The sequence below is a fragment of the Bisbaumannia salifodinae genome (assembly GCF_055388505.1).
This window is the reverse complement of the sequence record NZ_AP043781.1, coordinates 242,763-265,122: the sequence shown is the minus strand read 5'-3', so window position 1 is coordinate 265,122 and position 22,360 is coordinate 242,763. Positions and strand designations below refer to the sequence as shown.

21 protein-coding genes are annotated in these 22,360 nt (G+C 68.4%); 8 read left to right on the top strand and 13 right to left on the bottom strand.

All coding sequences use genetic code 11. The features are described from left to right. Positions 1-3: 3 nt before the first annotated feature. The 4 genes from dut to slmA all read left to right on the top strand — a co-directional run bounded on the left by dut (position 4) and on the right by slmA (position 3,521). Positions 4-474, top strand: coding sequence for a dUTP diphosphatase (gene dut / locus ACZ5EF_RS01305; RefSeq protein ID WP_346062848.1), 471 nt, complete (start codon positions 4-6; stop codon positions 472-474). Between the two features lie 30 nt (positions 475-504). Continuing rightward, the gene (locus ACZ5EF_RS01300; RefSeq protein WP_346062849.1) at positions 505-1,887 is read left to right on the top strand and encodes a phosphomannomutase/phosphoglucomutase; all 1,383 of its coding nucleotides are present in this window, start codon (positions 505-507) and stop codon (positions 1,885-1,887) included. Positions 1,888-1,917: 30 nt separating this feature from the next. Further along, a complete protein-coding gene (gene argB / locus ACZ5EF_RS01295) occupies positions 1,918-2,820 on the top strand; it encodes an acetylglutamate kinase (RefSeq protein WP_346062850.1) in 903 nt (300 codons plus the stop codon). 83 nt (positions 2,821-2,903) lie between these two features. Then, positions 2,904-3,521 (top strand): nucleoid occlusion factor SlmA, encoded by a 618-nt coding sequence (gene slmA, locus ACZ5EF_RS01290; RefSeq protein WP_146804072.1) that lies wholly within the window; start codon positions 2,904-2,906, stop codon positions 3,519-3,521. Positions 3,522-3,656: 135 nt separating this feature from the next. On the opposite strand, the gene rpoH is transcribed toward slmA, so the two are convergent. From rpoH to ftsY, 4 genes are all read right to left on the bottom strand, one after another. Further along, positions 3,657-4,523, bottom strand: a complete 867-nt coding sequence (rpoH, locus tag ACZ5EF_RS01285) for an RNA polymerase sigma factor RpoH (protein WP_346062851.1) — start codon at positions 4,521-4,523, stop codon at positions 3,657-3,659. Between the two features lie 159 nt (positions 4,524-4,682). Beyond that, on the bottom strand, positions 4,683-5,657 hold the full coding sequence (gene ftsX, locus ACZ5EF_RS01280) for a permease-like cell division protein FtsX (protein WP_346062852.1): 975 nt from the start codon (positions 5,655-5,657) through the stop codon (positions 4,683-4,685). After that, positions 5,654-6,322 carry a cell division ATP-binding protein FtsE gene (gene ftsE / locus ACZ5EF_RS01275; RefSeq protein ID WP_195860564.1) on the bottom strand — a complete coding sequence of 223 codons (669 nt, stop codon included), beginning with the start codon at positions 6,320-6,322 and terminating at the stop codon, positions 5,654-5,656. The genes ftsX and ftsE overlap by 4 nt, the downstream gene beginning before the upstream one ends. 8 nt (positions 6,323-6,330) lie before the next feature. After that, entirely contained in the window at positions 6,331-7,764 is a 1,434-nt protein-coding gene (gene ftsY, locus ACZ5EF_RS01270; RefSeq protein WP_346062853.1) for a signal recognition particle-docking protein FtsY, read from the bottom strand. A 373-nt stretch (positions 7,765-8,137) separates the two neighbouring features. Between ftsY and rsmD the strand changes: the two genes are divergently transcribed. Together rsmD and ACZ5EF_RS01260 are read left to right on the top strand one after the other, a co-directional pair. Beyond that, positions 8,138-8,806, top strand: a complete 669-nt coding sequence (gene rsmD / locus ACZ5EF_RS01265) for a 16S rRNA (guanine(966)-N(2))-methyltransferase RsmD (protein ID WP_346062854.1) — start codon at positions 8,138-8,140, stop codon at positions 8,804-8,806. A 69-nt stretch (positions 8,807-8,875) separates the two neighbouring features. Then, entirely contained in the window at positions 8,876-9,070 is a 195-nt protein-coding gene (locus tag ACZ5EF_RS01260) for a cell division protein ZapB (protein WP_346062855.1), read from the top strand. On the opposite strand, the gene rimI is transcribed toward ACZ5EF_RS01260, so the two are convergent. From rimI to ACZ5EF_RS01220, 8 genes are all read right to left on the bottom strand, one after another. Then, complete coding sequence (rimI, locus tag ACZ5EF_RS01255) at positions 9,067-9,537, bottom strand: ribosomal protein S18-alanine N-acetyltransferase (RefSeq protein WP_346062856.1); 471 nt, start codon at positions 9,535-9,537, stop codon at positions 9,067-9,069. The two genes, ACZ5EF_RS01260 and rimI, sit on opposite strands and share 4 nt — an antisense overlap. Beyond that, positions 9,530-10,330: a hypothetical protein gene (locus ACZ5EF_RS01250; RefSeq protein WP_346062857.1), complete on the bottom strand. Its 801-nt coding sequence runs from the start codon at positions 10,328-10,330 to the stop codon at positions 9,530-9,532. The genes rimI and ACZ5EF_RS01250 overlap by 8 nt, the downstream gene beginning before the upstream one ends. After that, entirely contained in the window at positions 10,327-10,635 is a 309-nt protein-coding gene (locus ACZ5EF_RS01245; protein WP_346062858.1) for a BolA family protein, read from the bottom strand. Before ACZ5EF_RS01245 ends, ACZ5EF_RS01250 begins: the two co-directional genes overlap by 4 nt. Before the next feature lie 41 nt (positions 10,636-10,676). Then, positions 10,677-12,083 carry an MFS transporter gene (locus ACZ5EF_RS01240; protein ID WP_346062859.1) on the bottom strand — a complete coding sequence of 469 codons (1,407 nt, stop codon included), beginning with the start codon at positions 12,081-12,083 and terminating at the stop codon, positions 10,677-10,679. Between the two features lie 87 nt (positions 12,084-12,170). Next, positions 12,171-12,557 carry a hypothetical protein gene (locus ACZ5EF_RS01235; RefSeq protein WP_346062860.1) on the bottom strand — a complete coding sequence of 129 codons (387 nt, stop codon included), beginning with the start codon at positions 12,555-12,557 and terminating at the stop codon, positions 12,171-12,173. Between the two features lie 117 nt (positions 12,558-12,674). Further along, a complete protein-coding gene (gene lysS, locus ACZ5EF_RS01230; protein ID WP_346062861.1) occupies positions 12,675-14,225 on the bottom strand; it encodes a lysine--tRNA ligase in 1,551 nt (516 codons plus the stop codon). Between the two features lie 94 nt (positions 14,226-14,319). Further along, a protein-coding gene (gene prfB / locus ACZ5EF_RS01225; RefSeq protein WP_346062862.1) for a peptide chain release factor 2 occupies positions 14,320-15,418 on the bottom strand; the annotation gives its coding sequence in 2 pieces (ribosomal slippage) (positions 14,320-15,342 and positions 15,344-15,418; 1,098 coding nt in all). 184 nt (positions 15,419-15,602) lie between these two features. Then, positions 15,603-16,973, bottom strand: coding sequence for an OmpP1/FadL family transporter (locus tag ACZ5EF_RS01220; RefSeq protein WP_346062863.1), 1,371 nt, complete (start codon positions 16,971-16,973; stop codon positions 15,603-15,605). Positions 16,974-17,259: 286 nt separating this feature from the next. Between ACZ5EF_RS01220 and ACZ5EF_RS01215 the strand changes: the two genes are divergently transcribed. After that, positions 17,260-17,724: a MerR family transcriptional regulator gene (locus ACZ5EF_RS01215; RefSeq protein WP_346062864.1), complete on the top strand. Its 465-nt coding sequence runs from the start codon at positions 17,260-17,262 to the stop codon at positions 17,722-17,724. Next, positions 17,721-20,312 (top strand): heavy metal translocating P-type ATPase, encoded by a 2,592-nt coding sequence (locus tag ACZ5EF_RS01210; protein WP_346062865.1) that lies wholly within the window; start codon positions 17,721-17,723, stop codon positions 20,310-20,312. Before ACZ5EF_RS01215 ends, ACZ5EF_RS01210 begins: the two co-directional genes overlap by 4 nt. Before the next feature lie 245 nt (positions 20,313-20,557). On the opposite strand, the gene ACZ5EF_RS01205 is transcribed toward ACZ5EF_RS01210, so the two are convergent. Continuing rightward, positions 20,558-22,345 (bottom strand): single-stranded-DNA-specific exonuclease RecJ, encoded by a 1,788-nt coding sequence (locus ACZ5EF_RS01205; RefSeq protein WP_346062909.1) that lies wholly within the window; start codon positions 22,343-22,345, stop codon positions 20,558-20,560. Positions 22,346-22,360: the final 15 nt, after the last annotated feature.

The following is a 22,360-nucleotide window of genomic DNA, read 5'->3' as shown; positions in this document are numbered from 1 at the left end:
CCCATGACCCATCACGCTTCCCGCCCGCGCCTGGCGGTCAAGATCCTCGACGAGCGCGTCCGCGAGTTCGGCCTGCCCCACTACGCCACCGGCGGCTCCGCGGGCATGGACCTGCGCGCCCTGCTCGATGCCCCCCTGAGCCTGGCCCCCGGCGAGTGCCAGCTGGTGCGCACCGGCCTGGCCATCCATATCGCCGACCCGGGCCTGGCCGGGGTGATCCTGCCCCGCTCCGGCCTGGGCCATAAGCACGGCATCGTGCTGGGCAACCTGGTGGGGCTGATCGACTCCGACTACCAGGGCGAGCTGATGATCTCGGTATGGAACCGCGGCCAGGCCGACTTCACCCTGGAGCCCTTCGAGCGCCTGGCCCAGTACGTGCTGGTGCCGGTGGTGCAGGCCGAGCTCGAGGTGGTCGACGACTTCGCCGCCAGCGACCGCGGCACCGGCGGTTTCGGTAGCTCCGGTCGTCGCTGAACGCCTCCCCGTTAGCCAAGGAAACGCCCCATGACCCAGGTCCCCGCCTCCATCTTCCGCGCCTACGATATCCGCGGCATCGTCGACGACAGCCTCACCGAGGTCAATGTGACCCGCATCGGCCAGGCCATCGGCAGCGAGGCCCGTGCCCGCGACGAGACCACCCTGGTGGTGGCCCGGGATGGCCGCCTCTCCGGGCCGCGCCTGCAGGCCGCCCTGATGCGGGGCCTGACCCAGGCCGGCTGCGACGTCATCGATATCGGCATGGTGCCCACCCCGGTGCTCTACTACGCCACCCATGTGCTGGAAGGCACTGCCTCCGGGGTGATGGTCACCGGCAGCCACAATCCGCCGGACTATAACGGCTTCAAGATCGTGCTGGGCGGCGAGACCCTCTCCGGCGAGGCGATCACCGCCCTGCATACCCGCCTCGCGACCGGCGAGCTGAGCGAGGGCCAGGGCCGCATCCGGCAAGAGGACGTGCGCGAGGCCTATCTGGCGCGCATCCTCGGCGATATCCGCGTCGAGCGCCCCCTCAAGGCGGTGGTGGACTGCGGCAACGGCGTGGCCGGTGAGCTGGGGCCGCAACTGATCGAACGCCTGGGGGTGGAGACGATCCCGCTCTATGCGGAGATCGATGGCACCTTCCCCAACCACCACCCGGACCCCGGCAAGCCGGAGAACCTGGTGGACCTGATCCGCAGCGTGCGGGAGAGCGGCGCTGATATCGGCCTGGCCTTCGACGGCGACGGCGACCGCCTGGGCGTGGTCACCCCCGCCGGCGAGCTGATCTACCCGGATCGGCTGATGATGGCCTTCGCCGAGGCGATGCTCGAGGAGACCCCCGGCGCCCGGGTGATCTTCGACGTGAAGTGCACCGGCAACCTGGCCAGGGTGATCGAGGCCGCCGGCGGCACCCCGGAGATGTGGCGCACCGGCCACTCCCTGATCAAGGCGCGCATGAAGGAGACCGGTGCGGCGCTTGCCGGCGAGATGAGCGGCCATATCTTCTTCCAGCAGCGCTGGTACGGCTTCGATGACGGCCTCTACGGCGCCGCCCGCCTGCTGGAGCTGCTCTCCCGCCAGGCCGCCGACGCCGATGCCTTCTTCTCCCGCTACCCCCAGGACCTGGGCACCCCGGAGCTCAATATCGGCGTCACCGACGAGAACAAGTTCGCCCTGGTGAGCCAGCTGGCCCGGGAAGGCGACTTCGGCGACGACGGCGTCAAGACCACCCTGGACGGCATCCGCGTCGACTACCCGGACGGCTGGGGGCTGTGCCGCGCCTCCAATACCACGCCGGTGCTGGTACTGCGCTTCGAGGGCAAGAACCAGGCGGCGCTGGCGCGTATCCAGGCGCGCTTCGGCGCGGCCCTGAAGGCCATCGCCCCGGAGCTGGCCCTGCCCTTCTGAATCACCACGATCGACACCAAGGACACGCCCATGACCGACCAACAGACCCGCGATCCCCAGCTCACCGTGGAGGTGCTCTCCGAGGCGCTGCCCTATATCCAGCGCTTCTCCGGCAAGACGGTGGTGGTCAAGTACGGCGGCAACGCCATGACCGAGGACACCCTGATCGACTCCTTCGCCCGGGACATGGTGCTGCTCAAGGAGGTGGGCATCAATCCGGTGGTGGTCCACGGTGGCGGCCCCCAGATCGGCGACCTGCTGGCCAAGCTCAATATCGAGTCGCGCTTCGTCAACGGCATGCGGGTCACCGATGCCGAGACCATGGACGTGGTGGAGATGGTACTCGGCGGCCTGGTCAACAAGGGCATCGTCAACCTGATCAACCAGTGCGGCGGCAAGGCCATCGGCCTGACCGGCAAGGACGGCAGCCAGATCCGCGCCCGCCAGCTCAAGGTGGAGCACCAGTCCCCGGAGATGACCGCCCCGGAGATCATCGATATCGGCCATGTGGGCGAGGTGGAGCATGTCTCCACCGACCTGATCGAGATGCTCGCCGAGCGTGATTTCATCCCGGTGATCGCCCCCATCGGGGTGGATGCCGAGGGCCACAGCTACAATATCAACGCCGACCTGGTGGCCGGCAAGGTGGCCGAGGCCCTGGGCGCCGAGAAGCTGATGCTGCTGACCAATGTGGCCGGCCTGATGAATGGCGAGGGCGAGGTGCTGACCGGCCTCTCCACCCAGGACGTGGATGCCCTGATCAGTGACGGCACCATCCACGGCGGCATGCTGCCGAAGATTCGCTGCGCCCTGGAGGCCGTCAAGGGCGGCGTGCAGAGCGCCCATATCATCGATGGCCGGGTGCCCCACGCGACCCTGCTGGAGATCTTTACCAATGCGGGGGTCGGCACGCAAATTCTCGACGCCGAGTGAGGCACGGCTGGGCGGCGCGATTTGCGCCGCCTCCCGGGCCTGATTAGGATGAGCCCATCGCACGGAATAATCAGAAGAAGCTCATGACGCAGGAAGCTACCAAGATCAATCGCCGCGAGCAGATCCTCCAGGCCCTGGCCCTGATGCTCGAAGAGGACAGCGGCAAGCGCATCACCATCGCCGCCCTGGCACGCCAGGTGGGCGTCTCCGAGGCGGCCCTCTACCGTCACTTTCCCAGCAAGGCGCGGATGTTCGAGGGGCTGATCGAGTTTATCGAGGAGAGCCTCTTCGCACGGATTCGCCGCATCCTCGACGAGACCCCGGAGGCCCTGCCCCGCTGCCAGCAGATCCTCACCCTGCTGCTGGGCTTCGCCGAGAAGAACCCCGGGTTGTCGCGGCTGCTGGGGGGCGACGCCCTGACCGGCGAGACCGCCCGGCTGCGGCTGCGCATGCACCAGTTGTTCGAGCGCCTGGAGACCCAGTTCAAGCAGATCCTCCGCGAGGCGGAGATCCACGAGGGGCGGCGCCCGGTGCTCGGTGCCAGCAGCGCCGCCAACCTGCTGCTCGCCCATGTGGAGGGTCGCATCAGCCAGTACGTGCGCAGCGACTTCCGGCGCCGCCCCACCGAGTTCTGGGAGGATCAGTGGCAACTGCTCTCCGCCGGCCTGCTGACCGAGGCGCGCCAGGCGCAGACGGCCTAAGGAAGACAGGAGCAAGGCTGCCCTCTCGGGCCGCATAAAACCAAGAACCCCCGCCGGCGTACCGGCGGGGGTTCTTGGTTTCAGGCGCCTTCGGCGCCAATCGCGCACTGAAGTGCGCTCCTACATTGATAGCGATCAGGCCACCAGGGCGTCGCCGATCTGCTGCTTGATCTTCTTCATGGCGTTCTTCTCCAGCTGGCGGATACGCTCGGCGGAGACACCATAGATATCGGCCAGGTCGTGGAGGGTCGCCTTGGGCTCGCTGAGCCAGCGACGATGGAGGATATCCCGGGAGCGCTCGTCGAGGCCCTCCAGGGCCTGCTGCAGGCGCCGGGTGGCCCCCTCCTCCCAATCGCTGTCTTCCAGCTGCACGGCCGGGTCGTAGCGGCCATCCTCCAGGTAGTGGACCGGCGCCTGATAGCCCTGATCCTCCTCCTCGGCGGGGGAAGCGTCGAAGCCGGCGTCATAGGCGGCCAGGCGCCCTTCCATCTCGCGCACCACCTCCGGCTTGACATCCAGGTCCTTGGCGATGGCGTCGACCTCGTCGTTGTTCAGCCAGGCCAGGCGCTTCTTGGCGCTGCGCAGGTTGAAGAACAGCTTGCGCTGGGCCTTGGTGGTGGCCACCTTGACGATGCGCCAGTTGCGCAGCACGTATTCGTGAATCTCGGCCTTGATCCAATGCACGGCGAAGGAGACCAGGCGTACCCCCTGATTGGGGTCGAAGCGCTTGACCGCTTTCATCAGGCCCACATTGCCCTCCTGGATCAGGTCGGCCTGGGGCAGGCCATAGCCGGAGTAACTGCGAGCGATATGCACCACGAAGCGCAGGTGCGCCAACACCAGGCGGCGTGCCGCTTCCAGGTCGCCCTCGTCATAGAGGCGATAGGCCAGCTCGCGCTCCTCCTCGGCGGAGAGCACGGGAATGCCGTTGACGGCCTGGATATACCCGTTCAGATCATGGCCCGGTGATAACTGGCCAACAGGCAGAAGACGAGTGCTCATAGGGTGCGTGTCTCCAAGATGCCCTTAACTCACGATAACGTTAGGTAACTAATGACTGTCCGCTTTGACCCCGGTGTGACCACGGAGTTCCCGAGCGGGCCGATAACCTTCTCGGCTTTACCGAAACCGCCGGCGCAGGCCGCCGATCATCGGACCAGCCTAGCGGGGGCGGATACTCGCCAGGTGGCGTCCCACGGCGATCCAGGCCCCCAGCCAACCCAAGAGTGTACTGCAAAGCAGCAGCGTTGCCGAGCCCGCGACATCCAGTCGCGGCATGGCGAAACTGGCCCCGTAGCTGGCGGCCAGGGCCGAGACCGGCGCGGCCAGCCAGTGCCCGCCCAGGTTGAGCAGGCCCAGCGCCAGCAGGCCGCCGCCCAGCCCATACCAGGCGCCGCTGTAGAGGAAGGGCCTGCGCACGAAGGCGTGGGTGGCGCCGATCAGGGTGACCACCTCGATCTCCTGGCGGCGGCTCTCCACCGCCAGGCGGATGGTGTTGCCGACGATCAACAGCACCCCCAGGCCGAACAGCAACGCCAGGGCCAGGGCGACACGGCGCCCCAGCTCGGCCAACTGGGCCAGGCGCTCCACCCAGGCCAGGTCCAGGCGCACCTCCTCCACGCCGGTGACGGCCTCCAGCTCGCCGGCCAGGGCCTGCATGGCCGCCGGCGCCTCCTGGCGCGGCATCACCACCACGCTGGCGGGCAGCGGGTTGGTCTCGAGCCGTCCCAGGGCGTCGCCCAGCCCCAGGGCCTGCTGGAACTCCGCCATGCCCTCGGCGGCGGTGATCAGGCGCACCGCCGCCACGTCTTCATGGGCGCCCAGGGCCTCGGCGATACGCATCGCCTCGCCCTCGCCGCCCCGGGGCTCCAGGTAGGCGGTGAGGGTGGCGCTCTCGGCCAGCTCGGCGTCCAGCAGGCGGGCGCTGTCGAGCATCAGCCAGAGGCCCGCCGGCAGCACCAGGGCGATGGCGATGGCCAGCATGGTCAACAGGCTGCCCAGGGGCTGGCGCACCAGGCGCCGGCCGCTGTCCAGGCCCATGGCCCGATGGTGGCGCCCCCAGGCACGCAGGCGACTGGAGGCCTGGGGGCGCTGGCTGCGGGCACCGCGCCGGGCGGGCGTATCGTCACGGCTCATGCGGCCTCCTCATCGGCCACCAGGCGCCCCTCGCGCAGGCGCAGGATGCGATGGCGCAGGCGGGCGATCAGCGCCAGGTCGTGGCTGGCGATCATCACCGTGGTGCCGATGCGATTGAAGTCCTCGAACAGCGCCATGATATCGGCGGAGAGCTGGGGATCCAGGTTACCGGTGGGTTCGTCGGCCAGCAGCAGGGCCGGCTTGTTGACCACTGCCCGAGCGATGCCGACCCGCTGCTGCTCGCCCCCGGAGAGCTCGATGGGCAGCGCCTTCTCGCGGTAGAGCAGGCCCACCTTGTCGAGGGCGGCACGCACCCGACGGGCGACCTCCCGGGGCTCCATGCCCTGGATCTCCAGCGGCAGGGCCACGTTGGCGAAGACGCTGCGATCGAAGAGCAGCTGGTGATCCTGAAAGACCACGCCGATCTGGCGACGATAGAAGGGCAGCTGGCTGGCATGCAGGCGTTCGATATCGTGGCCGGCCACCAGCACCCGGCCACGGCTGGGGCGCTCCAGGCGCATGATCAGCCGCAGCAGGGAACTCTTGCCGGCCCCGGAGTGGCCGGTCAGGAAGACCATCTCGCCACGGCGCACCCGGAAGTCGAGATTGGCCAGCGCCTCGAAGCGCCCGCCATAGCGCTTGCCCACATGCTCGAAGACGATCATCGGCGGGCTCAGGCGTCGTCGCGCCGGGCGTCGTCACGCTCGAAGAGCGCGCCGACGAACTCCTCGGCGGCGAAGGAGCGCAGGTCGTCCAGGGACTCGCCGACGCCGATATAGCGGATCGGCGTGCCCAGCTGCTTGGCCAGGGCGAAGATGATACCGCCCTTGGCGGTACCATCCAGCTTGGTCAGGGTGATGCCGGTGACCGGCACCGCCTCGTTGAAGGTGCTGGCCTGGGCGAGGGCGTTCTGACCGGTGCCGGCGTCGAGCACCAGCATCACCTCATGGGGAGCCTGGGCGTCCAGCTTGCCCATCACTCGCTGCACCTTCTTGAGCTCCTCCATCAGGTGGCCCTTGTTGTGCAGGCGGCCGGCGGTATCGGCGATCAGCACGTCCACCTGGCGGGCCTTGGCGGCGGCCAGGGCGTCGTAGATCACCGAGGCGCTGTCGGCGCCGGTGTGCTGGGCGATCACCGGCACGCTGTTGCGCTCGCCCCACACCTTGAGCTGCTCCACCGCGGCGGCGCGGAAGGTATCGCCGGCGGCCAGCATCACGCTGCGCCCCTCGGCCTGGAAGTGCTGGGTGAGCTTGCCGATAGTGGTGGTCTTGCCGACGCCGTTGACGCCCACCATCAGGATCACGAAGGGGCCCTCGCCCTTGGGCGGCAGGTCGAGCGGCCTGGCCACCGGCGCCAGCAGGGCGGTCAGCTCCTCCTGCAGGGCCTGGTAGAGGGCCTCGGAATCCTTGAGCTCCTTGCGGGAGACCCGGTCGGTGAGGCTGTCGATGATCTCGGTGGTGGCCTCGATGCCCACGTCCGCCAGCAGCAGCTGGGTCTCCAACTCCTCCATCAGGTCGTCATCGATCTGCTTCTTGCCCAGGAAGAGGTCGGCGATGCCGTCGGTCAGGTTGGCGCGGGTCTTGCCGAGCCCCGCCTTGATCCGCGCGAACCAGCCCTTCTTCCTGGGCGCCTCCTCCGGCTCGGCTGCCGCCATCGGCTCGGGCTCGGGCTCGGGCTCGGGCTCGGGCTCGGGCTCAGGCTCAGGCTCAGGCTCAGGCTCAGGCTCAGGCTCAGGCTCAGGCTCAGGCTCAGGCTCAGGCTCAGGCTCAGGCTCAGGCTCAGGCTCAGGCGAGACAGTCTCTTCGACTGGCGCCGGCGCCGCTACCTCGGGGGCGGCCTCGGCGACCGGCTCGTCCGCCGCCTGGGGCGACTCTGACTTATTTGCCTCGGTGCTTGCCTCGGGATCGCTAGCGGCGGCCTTCTCGGGGTGCTCTGACGCCTCGGCAACGGGTGCCGCCGGCTGCGGCTCGCGATGGCTTGCCTCGTCTGCCGAGGCCTCATCATCCTGGCCGTCGACGTCGGGCGCCAGGGACTCCTCCAGCCGAGTCTCCTCGGCCTGTTGCTTCTGCTCTTCCTGTTTCTTCTTGCGCTTGAAAAATCCGAACATGGGGTGATCTGACCTCGAGGTCTGAAGAATCGGCTCATCCTACCACTGCCAATCATTACTGTGGATGTGGATAAGGCCGGAGGGATACGCTTTCCCCTAACACATCGAACCACATCCTCCTCTTGCCGCCGCCAATCATTACTGTGGATGTGGATAGCCCGGTGAGATGCCCTCGCCCCTGACACGACGAACCACATCCTCCTCTTGCCGCCGCCGACCATTACTGTGGATGTGGATAGCCCGGTGAGATGCCCTCGCCCCTGACACGACGAACCACATCCTCCTCTTGCCGCCGCCGACCATTACTGTGGATAAGGCCGGGGGTGTGACCCCGGCCATGACTATGGAGAAGCCCGGGGGTACAATCCCGGCCATGACACGACGCTCCTCTTCCCCCTCTCGCCACCGCCGCTCCTCGTCCCGGGGGACTGCCCCAGGGCCTGGCCCGGGTGGCCGCGGCAAGCTGCGCATCATCGGCGGCGACTATCGCCGTCGCCAGCTGCCGGTGCCCGACAGCCCCGGCCTGCGCCCTACCCCGGATCGGGTCCGCGAGACCCTGTTCAACTGGCTGACCGGGGTGACGCCCGGCGCCCGGGTGCTGGACCTCTATGCCGGCACCGGCGCCCTGGGGCTGGAGGCGCTCTCCCGGGGCGCCCGGCAGGCCTGCTTCGTGGAGCGTGAATCCCGGGTGGCCCAGGGCCTGGGCACCAACCTGGAGACCCTGGGGGCTAGCGACCGGGGCCGGGTCGCGGCCCAGGCCACGGAGGTCTTCCTGGCCGGCCCCGCCACGCCCTTCGACCTGGTCTTCCTCGACCCGCCCTTTCGCCAGGAACTGGCCGAGGCGGCCTGTGTCGCCCTGGAGGAGAACGGCTGGCTCGCCCCCGAGGCGTGGATCTATGTGGAGGTGGAGCAGGAGCTGGCACTGAGCGTACCGGCCCGCTGGCAGCTGCATCGGGAGGTCAAGGCCGGCGATACCCTGGGGCGCCTCTACCGACGCCAGGCGCGCCACGCCTCCCCGTCGCCGGCCGGCGACGCTTGCTGAGCCGCGCCAGCCATCGTACGCTGCGCCCTGTAGGCCCATGCCACACGCTCAGCGATCAGGAGAAACAGGATGAGTATCGAACTCTTCAACCAGCTCGAACAGAAGGTGTCCCAGGCCGTGGAGGCCCTGGAACTGCTGAAGATGGAAGCCGAGGAGCTGCGCGAAGAAAACAGCCGCCTGAAGCAGGAGCACGACGAGTGGCAGCGTCGCCTCAGTGGCCTGTTGAGCAAGTTCCAGGAGCTGGACGGCGGAAGTCAGTCCTAAGCCGTCTCCTTCGCGGGCGCCAGCGCGAGCGACATCAGCACGGCGTCCTCCCGGGGCGCCCCCGCCTCACCGGGATAGTAGCCCCGGCGACGCCCATCCTCGCTGAAGCCGGCGGCCCGATAGAGCGCCAGGGCCGGCGCATTGCCGGCCCGCACCTCCAGCAGCAGCCGCTCGCTCTCCCACCCTTTCGCCGTCGCGATCACCTCCGCCAGTAGCCGCCGGGCCAGGCCAAGACGCCGCGCCTGGGGCGACACCGTGATGGCCTGCAGCTCCGCCTCGAAGGGCAAGCGGTAGACGATCGCCTGCCCCAGCAGTGCCTCCCCATCACGAATCCCCCAGACCCGGGCCGCCTCGTCCTCCAGGGCCGCGGCCAGCTGGTGCTCGCTCCAGGGATAAGGTTGCCCGGCCCGTTCCAGGGCCAGCAGGGCCGACAGGTCCGCCCGCGCCAGGCGTATCGGCTCAGGCATCGCCGTCCTCCCCGGCCGACCAGGCCTGGCCCAGGGCCCGCAGCCGCGGCCAGAGGGCCCGCTTGGCCTCGCCGTCCCCGGCCAGCTCGGCGAGACTCGGCCCCTGCCAGGCCGGCAATGCCAGGCCCTCGCTGCGCTCGGCGTCGATGGCCAGCACCCGGCTCAGCTCCGGCGAGGGCCCGAAGACCAGCAGTCGCTCCGGGTGCCAGCCGCGCCCGGCGATAAAGGCCTTGAGCCCCTCCCGGGCCTCCTCCAGGGGGGCCTCCACCGGCAACCCCTCCATCATTGGCCAGTCGAAGCGCTGGAAGGCCGGCGCCACCAGAGGCAAGCCGGCGGCGCGCCCCAGGTTATTCAGCAGTCGCTGCTGCATGGCATCCGGGGCCTCGGGCAAGAGCACCAGCCAGCGCCCCTCCAGGGCCATCAGTTGCACGGAGAAGCGCAACGCCTGCGGGGGGTCCGTCGAGGCGGAGGGGTCGGCGGGTTGGGGCTGGGGCTCCGACGGCTTGGCAGCCGGGGCCTGAGGGGCCTCGCCCAACAAGGCCTTGGCCCGCCCCGGCCCGGCCGTCGCCTCGGGAGATGCCTTGGGCGTCGCCTCGGGGGACTCGCGACGTGGCGCCGCGGGCTCCTGCAGCAAAGCCTGCAAACGGGCCTGGGGCGCCTGAGCCGGGACCGGCGCCTCCTCGGGCCAGTCGCAGGCCGGGGTTTCTGCCGCCCCGGGCAGCCGATAGCGGGCCGTCCAGGCGGTCAGCCCCATGGCCTCCAGGTACTGGAGGCGCTGCGGTTCGTTGATCACCGGCCGCCGCCGCGACAGTTCGGGGAATCGGGCCGCTCGCCACCCCGGGCGGCCCACTCCTCCGGGGTGTAGGGATGCAAGGCCAGGGCATGAACGGGCCCGGCCAGCTCATCGGCCAACAGGGCATAGATCTGCTGATGGCGCTTGACCGGCAGCATGCCGCCGAAGCGCTCGGAGACCAGGGTCACCTTGAAGTGCGTCTCGGAGTTCGGCGGCACATGGTGCTTGTGACTCTCGTTCTCCACCACCAGCACGCTGGGCTCGAGGGCCTGGAGTTTCGCTTCGATGGACGCCTGTACGCTCATGGGAGCCTCGCTTGGGGAGATGGAAAGGACCTCCATTGTACTCATTCGGCCAGGCTCCGACGATGGGCCTCGCGACGTGCCGTACCACTCAGGGGCAGGCGCCGCAGGCTGGCCAGCAGCGCCAGCAGGCAGGCCAGGCAGCCCAGCCAGAGGGTGGTCTGCACCGAGGCCAGCCAGCCGGTGGCCAGCACCAGGCCGACCACGGCGACCCCCAGGGACTGCCCCAGGGTACGGGTGGTGCTCATCACCCCGGAGGCGTTGGCACTGCGCGCCCGAGGCACGCTGCTCATCAGTTCACGGTTGTTGGGGGCCTGGAAGAGGCCGAAGCCCAGGCCGCACAGCGCCATGCGCCACAGGCTATCGGCGAGGCTCGCCTCGGGCCCCAGCAGCGCCAGGGCCGCCAGGCCGCCCATCAGCAATCCCAGGCCGGTGCTGGCCAGCAGGGCCGGATTGAAGCGGTCCGCCAGGCGTCCGGCCAGGGGCGCGGTCAGCATGATGGTCAGCGGCCAGGGGGTGAAGAGCCAGGCGGTCTGCAGGGGCGAGTAACCCAGCTCCTTCTGGTAGTAGAAGGAGAGCGCCACGAAGACCAGCCCCTGGGCGATAAAGGTCAACCCCTGGGCCTGGATCCCCAGGGCGAAGCGCGGCTCGCGAAAGAGCCCCAGCGGCAGCAGCGGGTGGCGGGCGCGACGCTGGCGAACCAGGAAGCCACCGCCACAGGCCAGGCTCAGGGCCAGCAGCGCCAGGCCCCAGGCGTCGCCATGGCCCAGGGCATCCATGGCCAGGAAGAAGCTCACCAGCATGGCCGCCGAGAGCAGCGCCCCGGCCAGGTCGAAACCGCCCTGTCGGCGCGGCTCGGCAGGTAGCGCCCGCCAGGCCACCGCGGCGGCGATCAGCCCCAGGGGCACATTGAGGGCGAACAGCCAGGGCCAGTCGGCGATGGCCAGCACCAGCCCGCCCAGGGCCGGCCCCGAGGCGTAGCCCACCGCCACCACCATGGCGCTGAAGCCCATAGCCGCCCCCAGCAGCCGCGAGGGGAAGACCTGGCGATAGAGGGAGGGGCCGATGGAGAGGGTGGCGGCGGCACCCAGCCCCTGCAGGGCGCGGAACAGCAGCAAGGCCTCCAATTGGCTGGAGAGGGCGGCGCCCAGGGAGGCGGCGGAGAACAGCAGCAGCCCCAGGATATAGAGCCGGCGGCGACTGAGCAGCTCGCTCAGGGCGGCGCACAGCAGCAGGCTGGCGCCACACACCAGTTGGAAGCTGGTGACCACCCACACCGCCCGGGCCTCGGAGATGGCCAGGTCGCGGGCAATGGAGGGCAGGGCCACGTTGATCATGGTGACATCCACCACCGTGATCAGGGTGCCCAGCACCAGGGTCAATACGGCCAGGCGGCGCTCGGGCCCCGGCAGGCCGTCGTCGCCGGGGCGGGTGGAGAAGAGTCGGCTCATGGGCTTCCGTTTATGCCAGCGCAACGAAAAGACCGGCCGCGGCCGGTCTTGGAAGACGGTGAGACGACCCGCTTAGGAGGCTGTCTCCTAGTCCGGGTCGGTCTCCATCAGCAGGGCATCGTCGAACTCAGAGATCTCCAGGGGCGCCTCGTCGTCCAGGTCCATGGCCAGGTAGCTGTGCTCAACCCGCAGGAAACGCTGGAAGAGCGCCCAGTCGAGGGTCTCGGGCCAGAGGCGCTCGTCCTCTTCCCAGGCCCGCAGCTCGGTCTCGAGGATCTCCAGGTAACGCTCCCGCACGAAGGCCTGTAGGGCCTCCGGGGTATCCATCTCGGGGATCAGGTAGACGGTGCTCTCCCGATCGACATCATCGAGGGTCAGGTCATCCTCGCCCACCGTGGGCTCCAGGGAGTTGATCCAGTCCAGGAAGGGCTGGGTCGGCTTGACGCTCAGGGCGGAGCGGTTGAGCAGTTTCATCGCACTCTCCTCGATGACGATTCCTGGGCATTATGGGCGCAAGGCCCCCCGGTTACCAATACTTCCCGACCCGGTTCATGCGCCCCCTCACGGTCGCGGAAGGAGGCGCGGCTCCTTTTACTCCACCTCGGGGCGCATGGCCGGGAACAGCAACACATCGCGGATCGAGGCGCTGTCGGTAAGCAGCATCACCAGGCGGTCGATACCGATGCCCTCACCGGCGGTGGGCGGCAGGCCGTATTCGAGGGCGCGCACATAGTCGGCGTCGTAATACATCGCCTCGTCGTCGCCGGCCTCCTTCTCGGCCACCTGCTCGCGGAAGCGCTCGGCCTGGTCCTCGGCGTCGTTGAGCTCGGAGAAGCCGTTGGCGATCTCGCGGCCGCCGACGAAGAACTCGAAGCGCTCGGTGACGAAGGGGTTCGAATCCTTGCGCCGCGCCAGCGGGCTCACCTCGGTGGGATACTCGGTGATAAAGGTGGGCTGCTGGAGGCGGTGTTCCACGGTCTTCTCGAAGATCTCGATCTGGATCTTGCCCAGGCCCCAGCCATCCTTGACGTCGATATCCAGGCGCTCGGCGATCTGGCGGGCGGCGGCCTCATCGGCCAGCGCCTCGGCGTGGATCTCCGGGTTGTACTCGAGAATCGAGTCGAAGACGCTCAGGCGGCGCAGCGGCTGGCCGAAGTCATACTCGAAGGTCTCCAGCACCTCGCCGTCGCGGCTACGCACGGTGTTGACCACGGTGGTGGTACCCAGCACCTCCTGAGTCAGGGTGCGCAGCATCGCCTCGGTGAGGTCCATCAGGTCGTTATAGTCCGCGTAGGCCTGATAGAACTCGATCATGGTGAACTCGGGGTTGTGCCGAGTGGAGAGGCCTTCGTTGCGGAAGTTGCGGTTGATCTCGAAGACCTTCTCGAAGCCCCCCACCACCAGGCGCTTGAGGTAGAGCTCCGGGGCGATGCGCAGGTACATATCCAGGTCCAGCGCATTGTGGTGGGTGATAAAGGGGCGCGCCGTGGCGCCACCGGGGATCGGCTGCAGCATGGGGGTCTCCACCTCCATGAAGCCGCGGGCCTCGAAGAAGCGGCGCATGGCGCTGATCACCCCGGCGCGGGTCGCGAAGACCTGGCGCGAGTCGGGGTTCATGATCAGGTCCACGTAGCGCTGGCGGTAGCGCGCCTCCATGTCGGTGAGGCCGTGGAACTTGTCGGGCAGCGGGCGCAGGCTCTTGGTGAGCAGCCTGGCCTCTTCCATCATCACATAGAGGTCGCCCTTGCCGGACTTGTGGACCGGCCCGCGCCCGGCGACGATATCGCCGATATCCCAGCCCTTGACGTCCTCGAGCACCTCGGCCGGCAGCCCCTTCTTGTCGACATAAAGCTGGATCTGCCCGGAGACGTCCTGGATGACGATAAAGGGACCACGCTTGCGCATGATGCGCCCGGCCACCGCCGCCCGGCGCCCCAGCGCCTCGAGCTCCTCCTTCGCCTTGTCGCCGAGCTCGGCCATCAGCTCGGCGGCCTGGCTGTCACGGCGGAAATCGTTGGGGAAGGCACTGGCCCCCTGGGCAACGGCCTTCTCGCGGCGCGCGGCCAGCTTGGCGCGGCGCTCGGCGATCAGGTGGTTCTCGTCCTGCTGGGGGCTATCCGTGGAGGGGCTCTGGTTGGCCATATCGCTACCTGTAGTCGAGTTAAGCAAAGAGGGCGGCGGAGCGGTGAAACGGCCGATCACGGCGAGGCCACCGCCCCGCCGCGATGGGCGAGGGTCAGAGACCCTGTTTAAGGCTGGCTTCGATAAACTGATCCAGGTCGCCGTCCAGCACCTTATCGCAGTTGCTGGTCTGCACCCCGGTGCGCAGGTCCTTGATGCGCTGATCATCCAGCACATAGGAGCGGATCTGGCTGCCCCAGCCGATATCGGCCTTGGACTCTTCCGCTTCCTGCTTGGCGGCGTTGCGCTTCTGCATCTCGTGTTCCCACAGCTTCGCCTTGAGCTGTTTCATGGCGAAGTCGCGGTTGGCGTGCTGGCTGCGCTGGCTCTGACAGGCCACCACGATGCCGGTGGGCTCGTGGGTGATACGCACCGCCGAGTCGGTGGTGTTGACGTGCTGACCGCCGGCACCGCTGGAGCGATAGGTATCGACCCGCAGGTCCGCCGGGTTGATCTCCACCTCGAAGCTGTCATCCACCTCCGGCGACAGGAACACCGAGGCGAAGGAGGTGTGACGCCGGCCACCGGAGTCGAAGGGACTCTTGCGCACCAGGCGGTGCACCCCGGTCTCGGTGCGCAGCCAGCCGAAGGCGTAGTCGCCCTGGACATGGATGGTCGCCGACTTGATACCCGCCACCTCGCCGGCGGAGGCCTCGATGATCTCGGCCTTGAAGCCATGATGCTCGGCCCAGCGCAGGTACATGCGCAGCAGGATATTGGCCCAGTCCTGGGCCTCGGTGCCGCCGGAGCCGGCCTGGATATCCAGGTAGGCGTTGTTCTCGTCCATCTCGCCGGAGAACATGCGCCGAAACTCGAGTTTCTCCAGGGCCGCCTGGAGCCCCTCGAGCTCCTTGCGCACCTCGTCGACGGTGGCCTCGTCCTCCTCCATCTCGGCCAGCTCCAGCAGGTCACGGCTATCGCCGAGGCCCTGATCGAGCTCGTCGATGGTCTGGACGATCTGCTCCAGGGAGGCGCGCTCCTTGCCGAGCTTCTGGGCGTAGTCCGGGTCGTTCCAGACGTTGGGGTCTTCCAGCTCGCGGGAGACTTCTTCTAGCCGATCCTTGCGTTCGGCATAGTCAAAGATACCCCCTCAGGACGTCTGTCCGCTCGGACAGGTCCTTGATCAGGTTATGAATGGGATTGGTTTCCAGCATAGGGGCGTCTCGCCTGAATCTGCGGTGAACAAGCGGCCACCCGGCCCCGGCGGGTGGCCAGGGCGGGGTGGCGCGGAAAGGGCATTATTGTAGCGAACCTGGCGCCGGGCCGCATCCGCCACGATGCCCCCTAACGTCAGGAGCCCGGCCGGGGCCGGGCTCCTAGTTCGTCGGGCGACGAGGCTTAGAAGCGGTAGGTCAACTGGGCGCCGAAGCCATGGGCCTCGTTCTTGTAATCTGCCGCATAGGTGGCCCCGCCCAAACCACTATAGAGATCATCCCGGGACTGACTGATTCGGGTACTCCGCTCGGTCAGGTAGGAGTAGGCGAAGTCCAGGGTCAGGTCCTCGATAGGCGTCCAGCCGGCGCCGATAGAGAAGATCCGGCGATCGTCCGAAGGAATCCGCACGCTGCGATGTTGATCGCTGGTGGGCGTATTATCCAGGCTCACCCCGGCGCGCAGCGCCAGCTGAGGATTCAGCTGATACTCGCCCCCCACGGCGAAGGCCCAGGCGTTGGAGTAGCCCTGCGTCTCCTGGGTGATCTGCTGGCCCTGGCTGCCGGTGACCAGAATCTGCTCGAAGCGGCTCCAGCGGGTCCAGGAGGCACCGAACATCAGCTTCAGGCGATCCGACATTTGCTGGGTCACCGAGAAGTTGACGGTCTCCGGCGTGGTCAGATCCAGGCTGGCACTATCCTGCAGCGGGACACCTGTATTGGGATCCAGCGCAATACTCCCATCTGGCGCCGTGGCCCGGAAGTCACCGGTCAGGGTGTAATCCACCTTGGAGCGATAGGTCAGACCCAGGGTGGTCTCGGGCACCGGTTGATAGATCACCCCCAGGTTATAGCCCCAGCCATCGTCGTCGCCCTCGACCCGGGAGTCGATATCGGCGGAGGGGTCGAAGGGCTGGGCGGGATTCCCCGGCACCCGCCGCCGCAGCTCCCCATCGACCCGGTTGTAGCTGATGCCGGCCCCGACCGACCATTGCTCATTGATGCGATAGGAGAGGGTCGGTTGGGCGCTGACCACCCGTACCTCGGTATAGTCGCCGAAGTAGCGCCCCTGGAAGCCCTCCTCATACTCGGTCATGGAGCCGAAGGGCGCATAGACGCCGAAGCCGAAGGCCAGGCGCTCGTTCAGCGGCTGAGCATAGAAGGCGAAGGGAATCAGCTTGCCGGGCACCATATCGCCCTCGCTGGTGCCGGGAATCGTCCCCACCGGCACCTGCTGACCGGAGGCGTTAGCCGGATTGCCGGTCGCGGCGAACCCGCTATCGAGCATGGCATTGGCCTGCACATTGCTGATATCGCTGCTGACGTCGAGATAGGTCCCCCCGGCAGTGACCTGGGCCCGGTCCAGGAAGGACATGCCCGCCGGGTTGCCGAAGACGATGGTGGCATCATGGACATTGGAGCTGCGCCCGGCATGGCCATAGCCCTGGCCACTGACACTCTGTTCGTTGATCTGGTACCCGCCGGCACTGGCCTGGCCGGCGAAGGTGGCGGCGGCGATGGCCACGGCCCAGGAGAGCTTATTGAACTTGTTATGCATGATCACGACGTCCTGTTCAGGGGGTGAGCTGTACGTGGTAATAACCCCGCCCGCGATGGCGTTCCCCCAGTGTTGGCGCAACCCCCTGGGCGGATCAAGGCCAAACGTTCGTTTTAATGCAATATTTGCTAATACTTTGGTCGCACGATCGTTTGACTCCCTGAACTTTCAATCACTTGCCGAGTCCCCGCCGGGCGTCTTGCCCTGCCCCGGAAAGCGCTGCTTGACCTAGGTGTAACTCATAGGTTTTACACTTCCCGCTAGCGATTCCACCTCGAGAGACGCCATGAAAGTGATCGAGCTCGCCCGGGCCGCCGGGGTCAGCGGAGAAACGGTGCGCCACTACACCCGGGAAGGGCTGCTGCATCCCTCCCGCGATCCGGACAACGGCTACCAGCGCTATGGTCCCCGGGACCTGGAGCGGCTGCGCTTTATCCAGCGTGCCCGCACCCTGGGCTTCAGCGTCGCCGAGATTCGCGACATCCTCGCCCATGCCGACCAGGGCGACTCCCCCTGCCCCCTGGTGCGCGACCTGCTGGCCAGCCGCCTGCCGGAGATCCACGCCCGTATCGCCGAGCTGCAGGCCCTGGCCAAACGCATGGAGCAGGCGCTGTCGACCTGGGAGGCGATGCCCGACGGCACCCCGGATGGTCATAGCCTGTGCCGCCTGATCGAGAGTTTCCCCGAGCCCCTCAGCAATACCACGGCCGACGCCTCGCCCGACGCCCCCTCCAAGAAGGAGACACCATGAACGCCCAGACATCACTGCAGCGCAGCGTCCCCGGCATGAGCTGCCAGGGCTGCGTCAAGCGCCTACGCGAGGCGATTCAGGCCCGGGATCCCGAGGCCGAGGTAGTGGGCGAGCCCGCCGAGAAGCGCCTCACCGTCACCTCCTCGCTGGATGGCGGGGCCCTCGATGCCATCCTCGCCCAGGCCGGCTACCCGACCGGCGAGATCGCCCACGCCGACGAAGCGCCCGACGCCGCGACAGCCGACGAAGACAAGGCACCCGGCGCCGCGGATACCAAGGACGCCGAGGCCCCGTCGGCGACGGAACATGCCATCACCCAACGGCTGGCGATCGGCGGCATGACCTGCGCCAGCTGCATGAAGAGCGTCCGGCAGGCCCTGGAGCGCACCCCAAGGGTGGCCACCGCCAGCGTCAATTTCGGCACCCGCACCGCCCAGGTCCATGGCAGCGCCGAGGCCGAGGCCCTGATCCAGGCCGTGCGCTCGGTGGGCTACGAGGCCGAGCCGATCGTCGACCTGCGCCAGGCCGAGGCCAGCCGCGCCGAACAGGACGCCAAGGAGTATCGCCGTCGCCTGCACGGCAGCTTCTGGTCGCTGGCGCTGGCGGTGCCGCTGATGGTCAGCATGGTCTTCTTCCACCCCCACCCATCGGGTCCGGGGCGGCTCTTCTGGCTGGCGATCGGGCTGCTGACGCTGGCGGTGCTGGCCGGCCCCGGCCGCCACTTCTTTATCAACGCCTGGAAGAACTTCCGTCACCACCAGGCCAATATGGATACCCTGATCGCCATGGGCACCGGCACCGCCTGGGGCTACTCCATGGCGGTGGTGGCCTTTGCCCCCTGGCTTCCCGAGGTGGCCCACGGCATCTACTTCGAGGCCTCGGCGATGGTGATCGGCCTGGTGCTGCTGGGCAATGCCCTGGAGCTGCGTGCCCGGGGCCGCACCAGCGAAGCCCTCAAGCGCCTGCTCGACCTGCAGAGCCGCACCGCCCGGGTGATCCGCGACGGCGAGGAGCGGGAGGTGGAGATCGACGCGGTGCGCCAGGGCGACCGGATCCGCGTGCGCCCCGGCGAGCGTCTGCCGGTGGACGGCCTGGTGGTGGAGGGCGCCAGCCATATCGACGAATCGATGCTGACCGGCGAGCCGGTCCCGGTGGCCAAGGGGGTGGATGACGAGGTCAGCGCCGGCACCGTCAACGGCAAGGGGGGGCTGGTCTACGAGGCGACCCGGGTCGGTGCCGATACCCGGCTGGGGCAGATCACCGAGCAGGTGGCCAGCGCCCAGAACTCCCGCCCGCCCATCGGCGCCCTGGCCGACAGGATCTCCAGCATCTTCGTGCCCTCGGTGATGATCATCGCCGTGCTGACGGCGCTGGCCTGGTTCAATTTCGGCGCCGAGCCGCGGGTCATTCATATGCTGGTCACCGCGACCACGGTGCTGATCATCGCCTGCCCCTGCGCCCTGGGCCTGGCCACGCCCATCTCCACCATGATCGGCGTGGGCAAGGCCGCCGAGCGGGGCGTGCTGGTGAGAAACGGCGAAGCCCTGCAGACCGCCAGCAGGCTCACCACCCTGGTGGTGGACAAGACCGGCACCCTCACCGAGGGCAAGCCACGGGTAACCGAGGCCCACTTTTTCTCTGGCACGGGGCTCGACGGCGATGAGGCCCGGCTGCTGGGCCTGGTCGCGGCCCTGGAGCGGGGCTCCGAGCATCCCCTGGCCAGCGCCTTGGTGAGCTATGCACAGGAGCGGATCGGCGACACGGCCGCCGAGACCCACGACTTCACGAGCATTACCGGTGGCGGCGTCCGGGCCATCGATGGGGACGGCCGGCCGCTGCTGCTGGGCAATGCCCGCCTGCTGGAGGAAGCCGGCGTCGACCTGGGCGCCGCCGCCGAGCGGGCCACCCAGTGGGAAAAGCAGGCCCGCACCGTGGTCTACCTGGCCGTGGGCGGCGAGCTGGCCGCGCTATTCGGTATCAGCGACCCGCTGCGCCACGACACGGTCGAGGCGGTGAAGCGCCTGCAGGCCGACGGCCTCCGGGTGGTGATGCTGACCGGCGACAACCGGCACACCGCCGCCGCCATCGCCGCCGAGCTGGCCATCGACGACTTCCGTGCCGGCCTGCTGCCCGAGGACAAGCACGCCGAGATCGCGCGTCTGCAGGGCGAAGGCGAGGTGGTGGGCATGGTCGGCGATGGCATCAACGACGCCCCGGCCCTGGCCCGGGCCGACGTGGGCTTCGCCATCGGCCAGGGCACCGACGTGGCCATCGAGAGCGCCGGTATCACCCTGATGCGCGGCTCCCTGCACGGCGTCGCCGATGCCATCGAGATCAGCCGGGCGACGCTGGCCAATATCAAGCAGAACCTGGTGGGAGCCTTCGGCTACAACGCCCTGTGCATTCCCATCGCCGCGGGGGTGCTCTACCCCCTCACCGGCATGCTGCTGTCACCGATGATCGCCGGTGCCGCCATGTCGCTCTCGTCCATCACCGTGGTCAGCAACGCCAACCGCCTGCGGTTGCTCAGGCTCGGCGCGCCGAGTGGCCACCCCACCGAAGCGACTCCGCGGGAGGCAACCCCATGAGCTGGCTGATCAATCTGGCGGGCCTGGCGCTGATCGCCGCCATCGTCTGGTGGTTCTGGTTTCGCTAGGAGCCTGTCGGATTTGACCGATCGTCGCGAGAAAGACGGATTTCGAGACAAGTTTATCGATCGGATGAGGCGAATAGCGCGCTATTTAACGAATCAGATCGAATGAAATTGGCCGAAAGCCCGGGGTTCGCAGCAGATTAGTGTTAAGTCCGACAGACTCCTAGGCTCGGAAGTCGCCTAGGCGCCTAGCGGCTCGGCATGCTCCACCATCAGCTGCAGCGACTCGCGACCCTTCCAGCGGTTGCGGTTGAGCTTGTAGGCGCAACGCAGGCGGTCGCCCAGGCCGAAGGCGGGCAGCTCGCCGGGGGTCAAGGCACGGAACCAGATCGCCCGGTGGCTCATGCGCCCCAGAGAGAGGTCCATCATCAGGTGGCTGCCATCGGCGCCCACCGGGCGCAGCGACTCCACCAGGAAGTCCCCCTCGAAGAGCGGCGCCTCGAACTCCCGGCCATAGGGGCCCAGGGCGTCGAGGGTCTCCAGGGTGGTGAGGCTGAGCTGCTCGGACGATAACTCCCCATCGGTCAGCACCCTGGGGTAGAGTTCGGCGCCGCCGAGCCGCTCCGCCACCGCCGTCAGCATGGCCTCCCGGAAGGCGTCCAGTCGCTCCCGGGGCACGCCCACCCCGGCGGCGCCGCGATGCCCGCCGAAGCGCGGTAGCGCCTCGGGGGCCAACTCATAAGCGCGCTGCAGGGCATCGCGCAGGTGCAGCCCCTCGATGGAACGCCCGGAGCCGGTGAGCATGCCCGGGGCCGCGGCAGGGGTCAGCACCAGGGCCGGCCGCCCGTAGGCCTGCACCAGCCTCGAGGCGACGATGCCCTGCACCCCCGCATGGCCCTGCTCCAGGAAGATCACCAGGGCCGGGGCGTCCTCGGCCAGTGGCGCCTGGGCCAGGGCCTTGGCCTGCTCGGTCATCTCCGCCTCGATCGCCTTGCGCGACTGGTTGTCCTGGTCGAGGATCTCCAGGTGCCGCGCCGCGCTGGCGTCATCGGCGGCCAGCATAAAATGCAGGGCCGCATAGGGGTCGTCGAGCCGCGAGCGGGCATTGATGCGCGGGCCCATCTGGAAGGCCAGGGTCTCGGCGTCGAAGGGCAGGCTATCGGGGCCCAGGCGCGCCGCCATGGTGCGCCAGCAGGCGGCCTCCAGGCGGTTGATCAGGGTCAGGCCATGGCTGACCACGGCGCGATTGGCGGGGCTGCCGCCCAGCGACACGCAATCCGCCACCGTGCCCAGCGCCACGTAGGAGAGCCAGGGGGAGAGCTTGGGGGTCGCCTCGGGCAGCACGCCCCAGTCGATCAGCACGCCGCGGGCCAGCGACATGGTCAGCCAGGCGACCATGCAGCCGGCGATGGTGGGGTCCGGGTAGTCGCAGTCGTCCCGGGTGGGGTTGACGGTGGCATAGGCCGAGGCCGGCGGCCCCTCCAGGGGCAGGGCGTGGTGATCGGTGACCACCACCTCGACCCCTTCGGCGGCCAGGCGGGCGATACGCGGCTCGTCGCTGCTGCCGCAGTCGGCGGTGATCACCAGGCTGGGGCGCGGCGCGAGCGAGAGGGTGCGCTCCACCAGGGGCAGGCTGATGCCGTAGCCGTCATGGATGCGGTGGCCGATCAGGCTATGCAGCTTGGCTTCGGGCACCCCGAACAGCTCGTGCAGGGTCCGGCGAATCACCACATGGGAGGTGATGCCGTCCACGTCGTAGTCGGTAAGGATGCCGATATGCTCGCCCTCGGCCACCGCCTGGGCGATGCGCTCGGCGGCGCGGCGGCCATCGGCCAGCCGTTCGGGATGCGCCAGGTGGCGCAGGCTGGGCGAGATCAGCGGCGCCAGCTCGCCGCGGTAGTCGTCGAGGCGCCCGGCGAGGATCCGCGCCTGAAGCTCCGAGAGGCCCTCCCGCTGGGCCCGAGCATAGAGGGCCTGATTCAGGGGGCGCGGCTGAATCCGCGGCCGTAGCCGCTCACTCAACTTCATGGGATCACTGGCGGC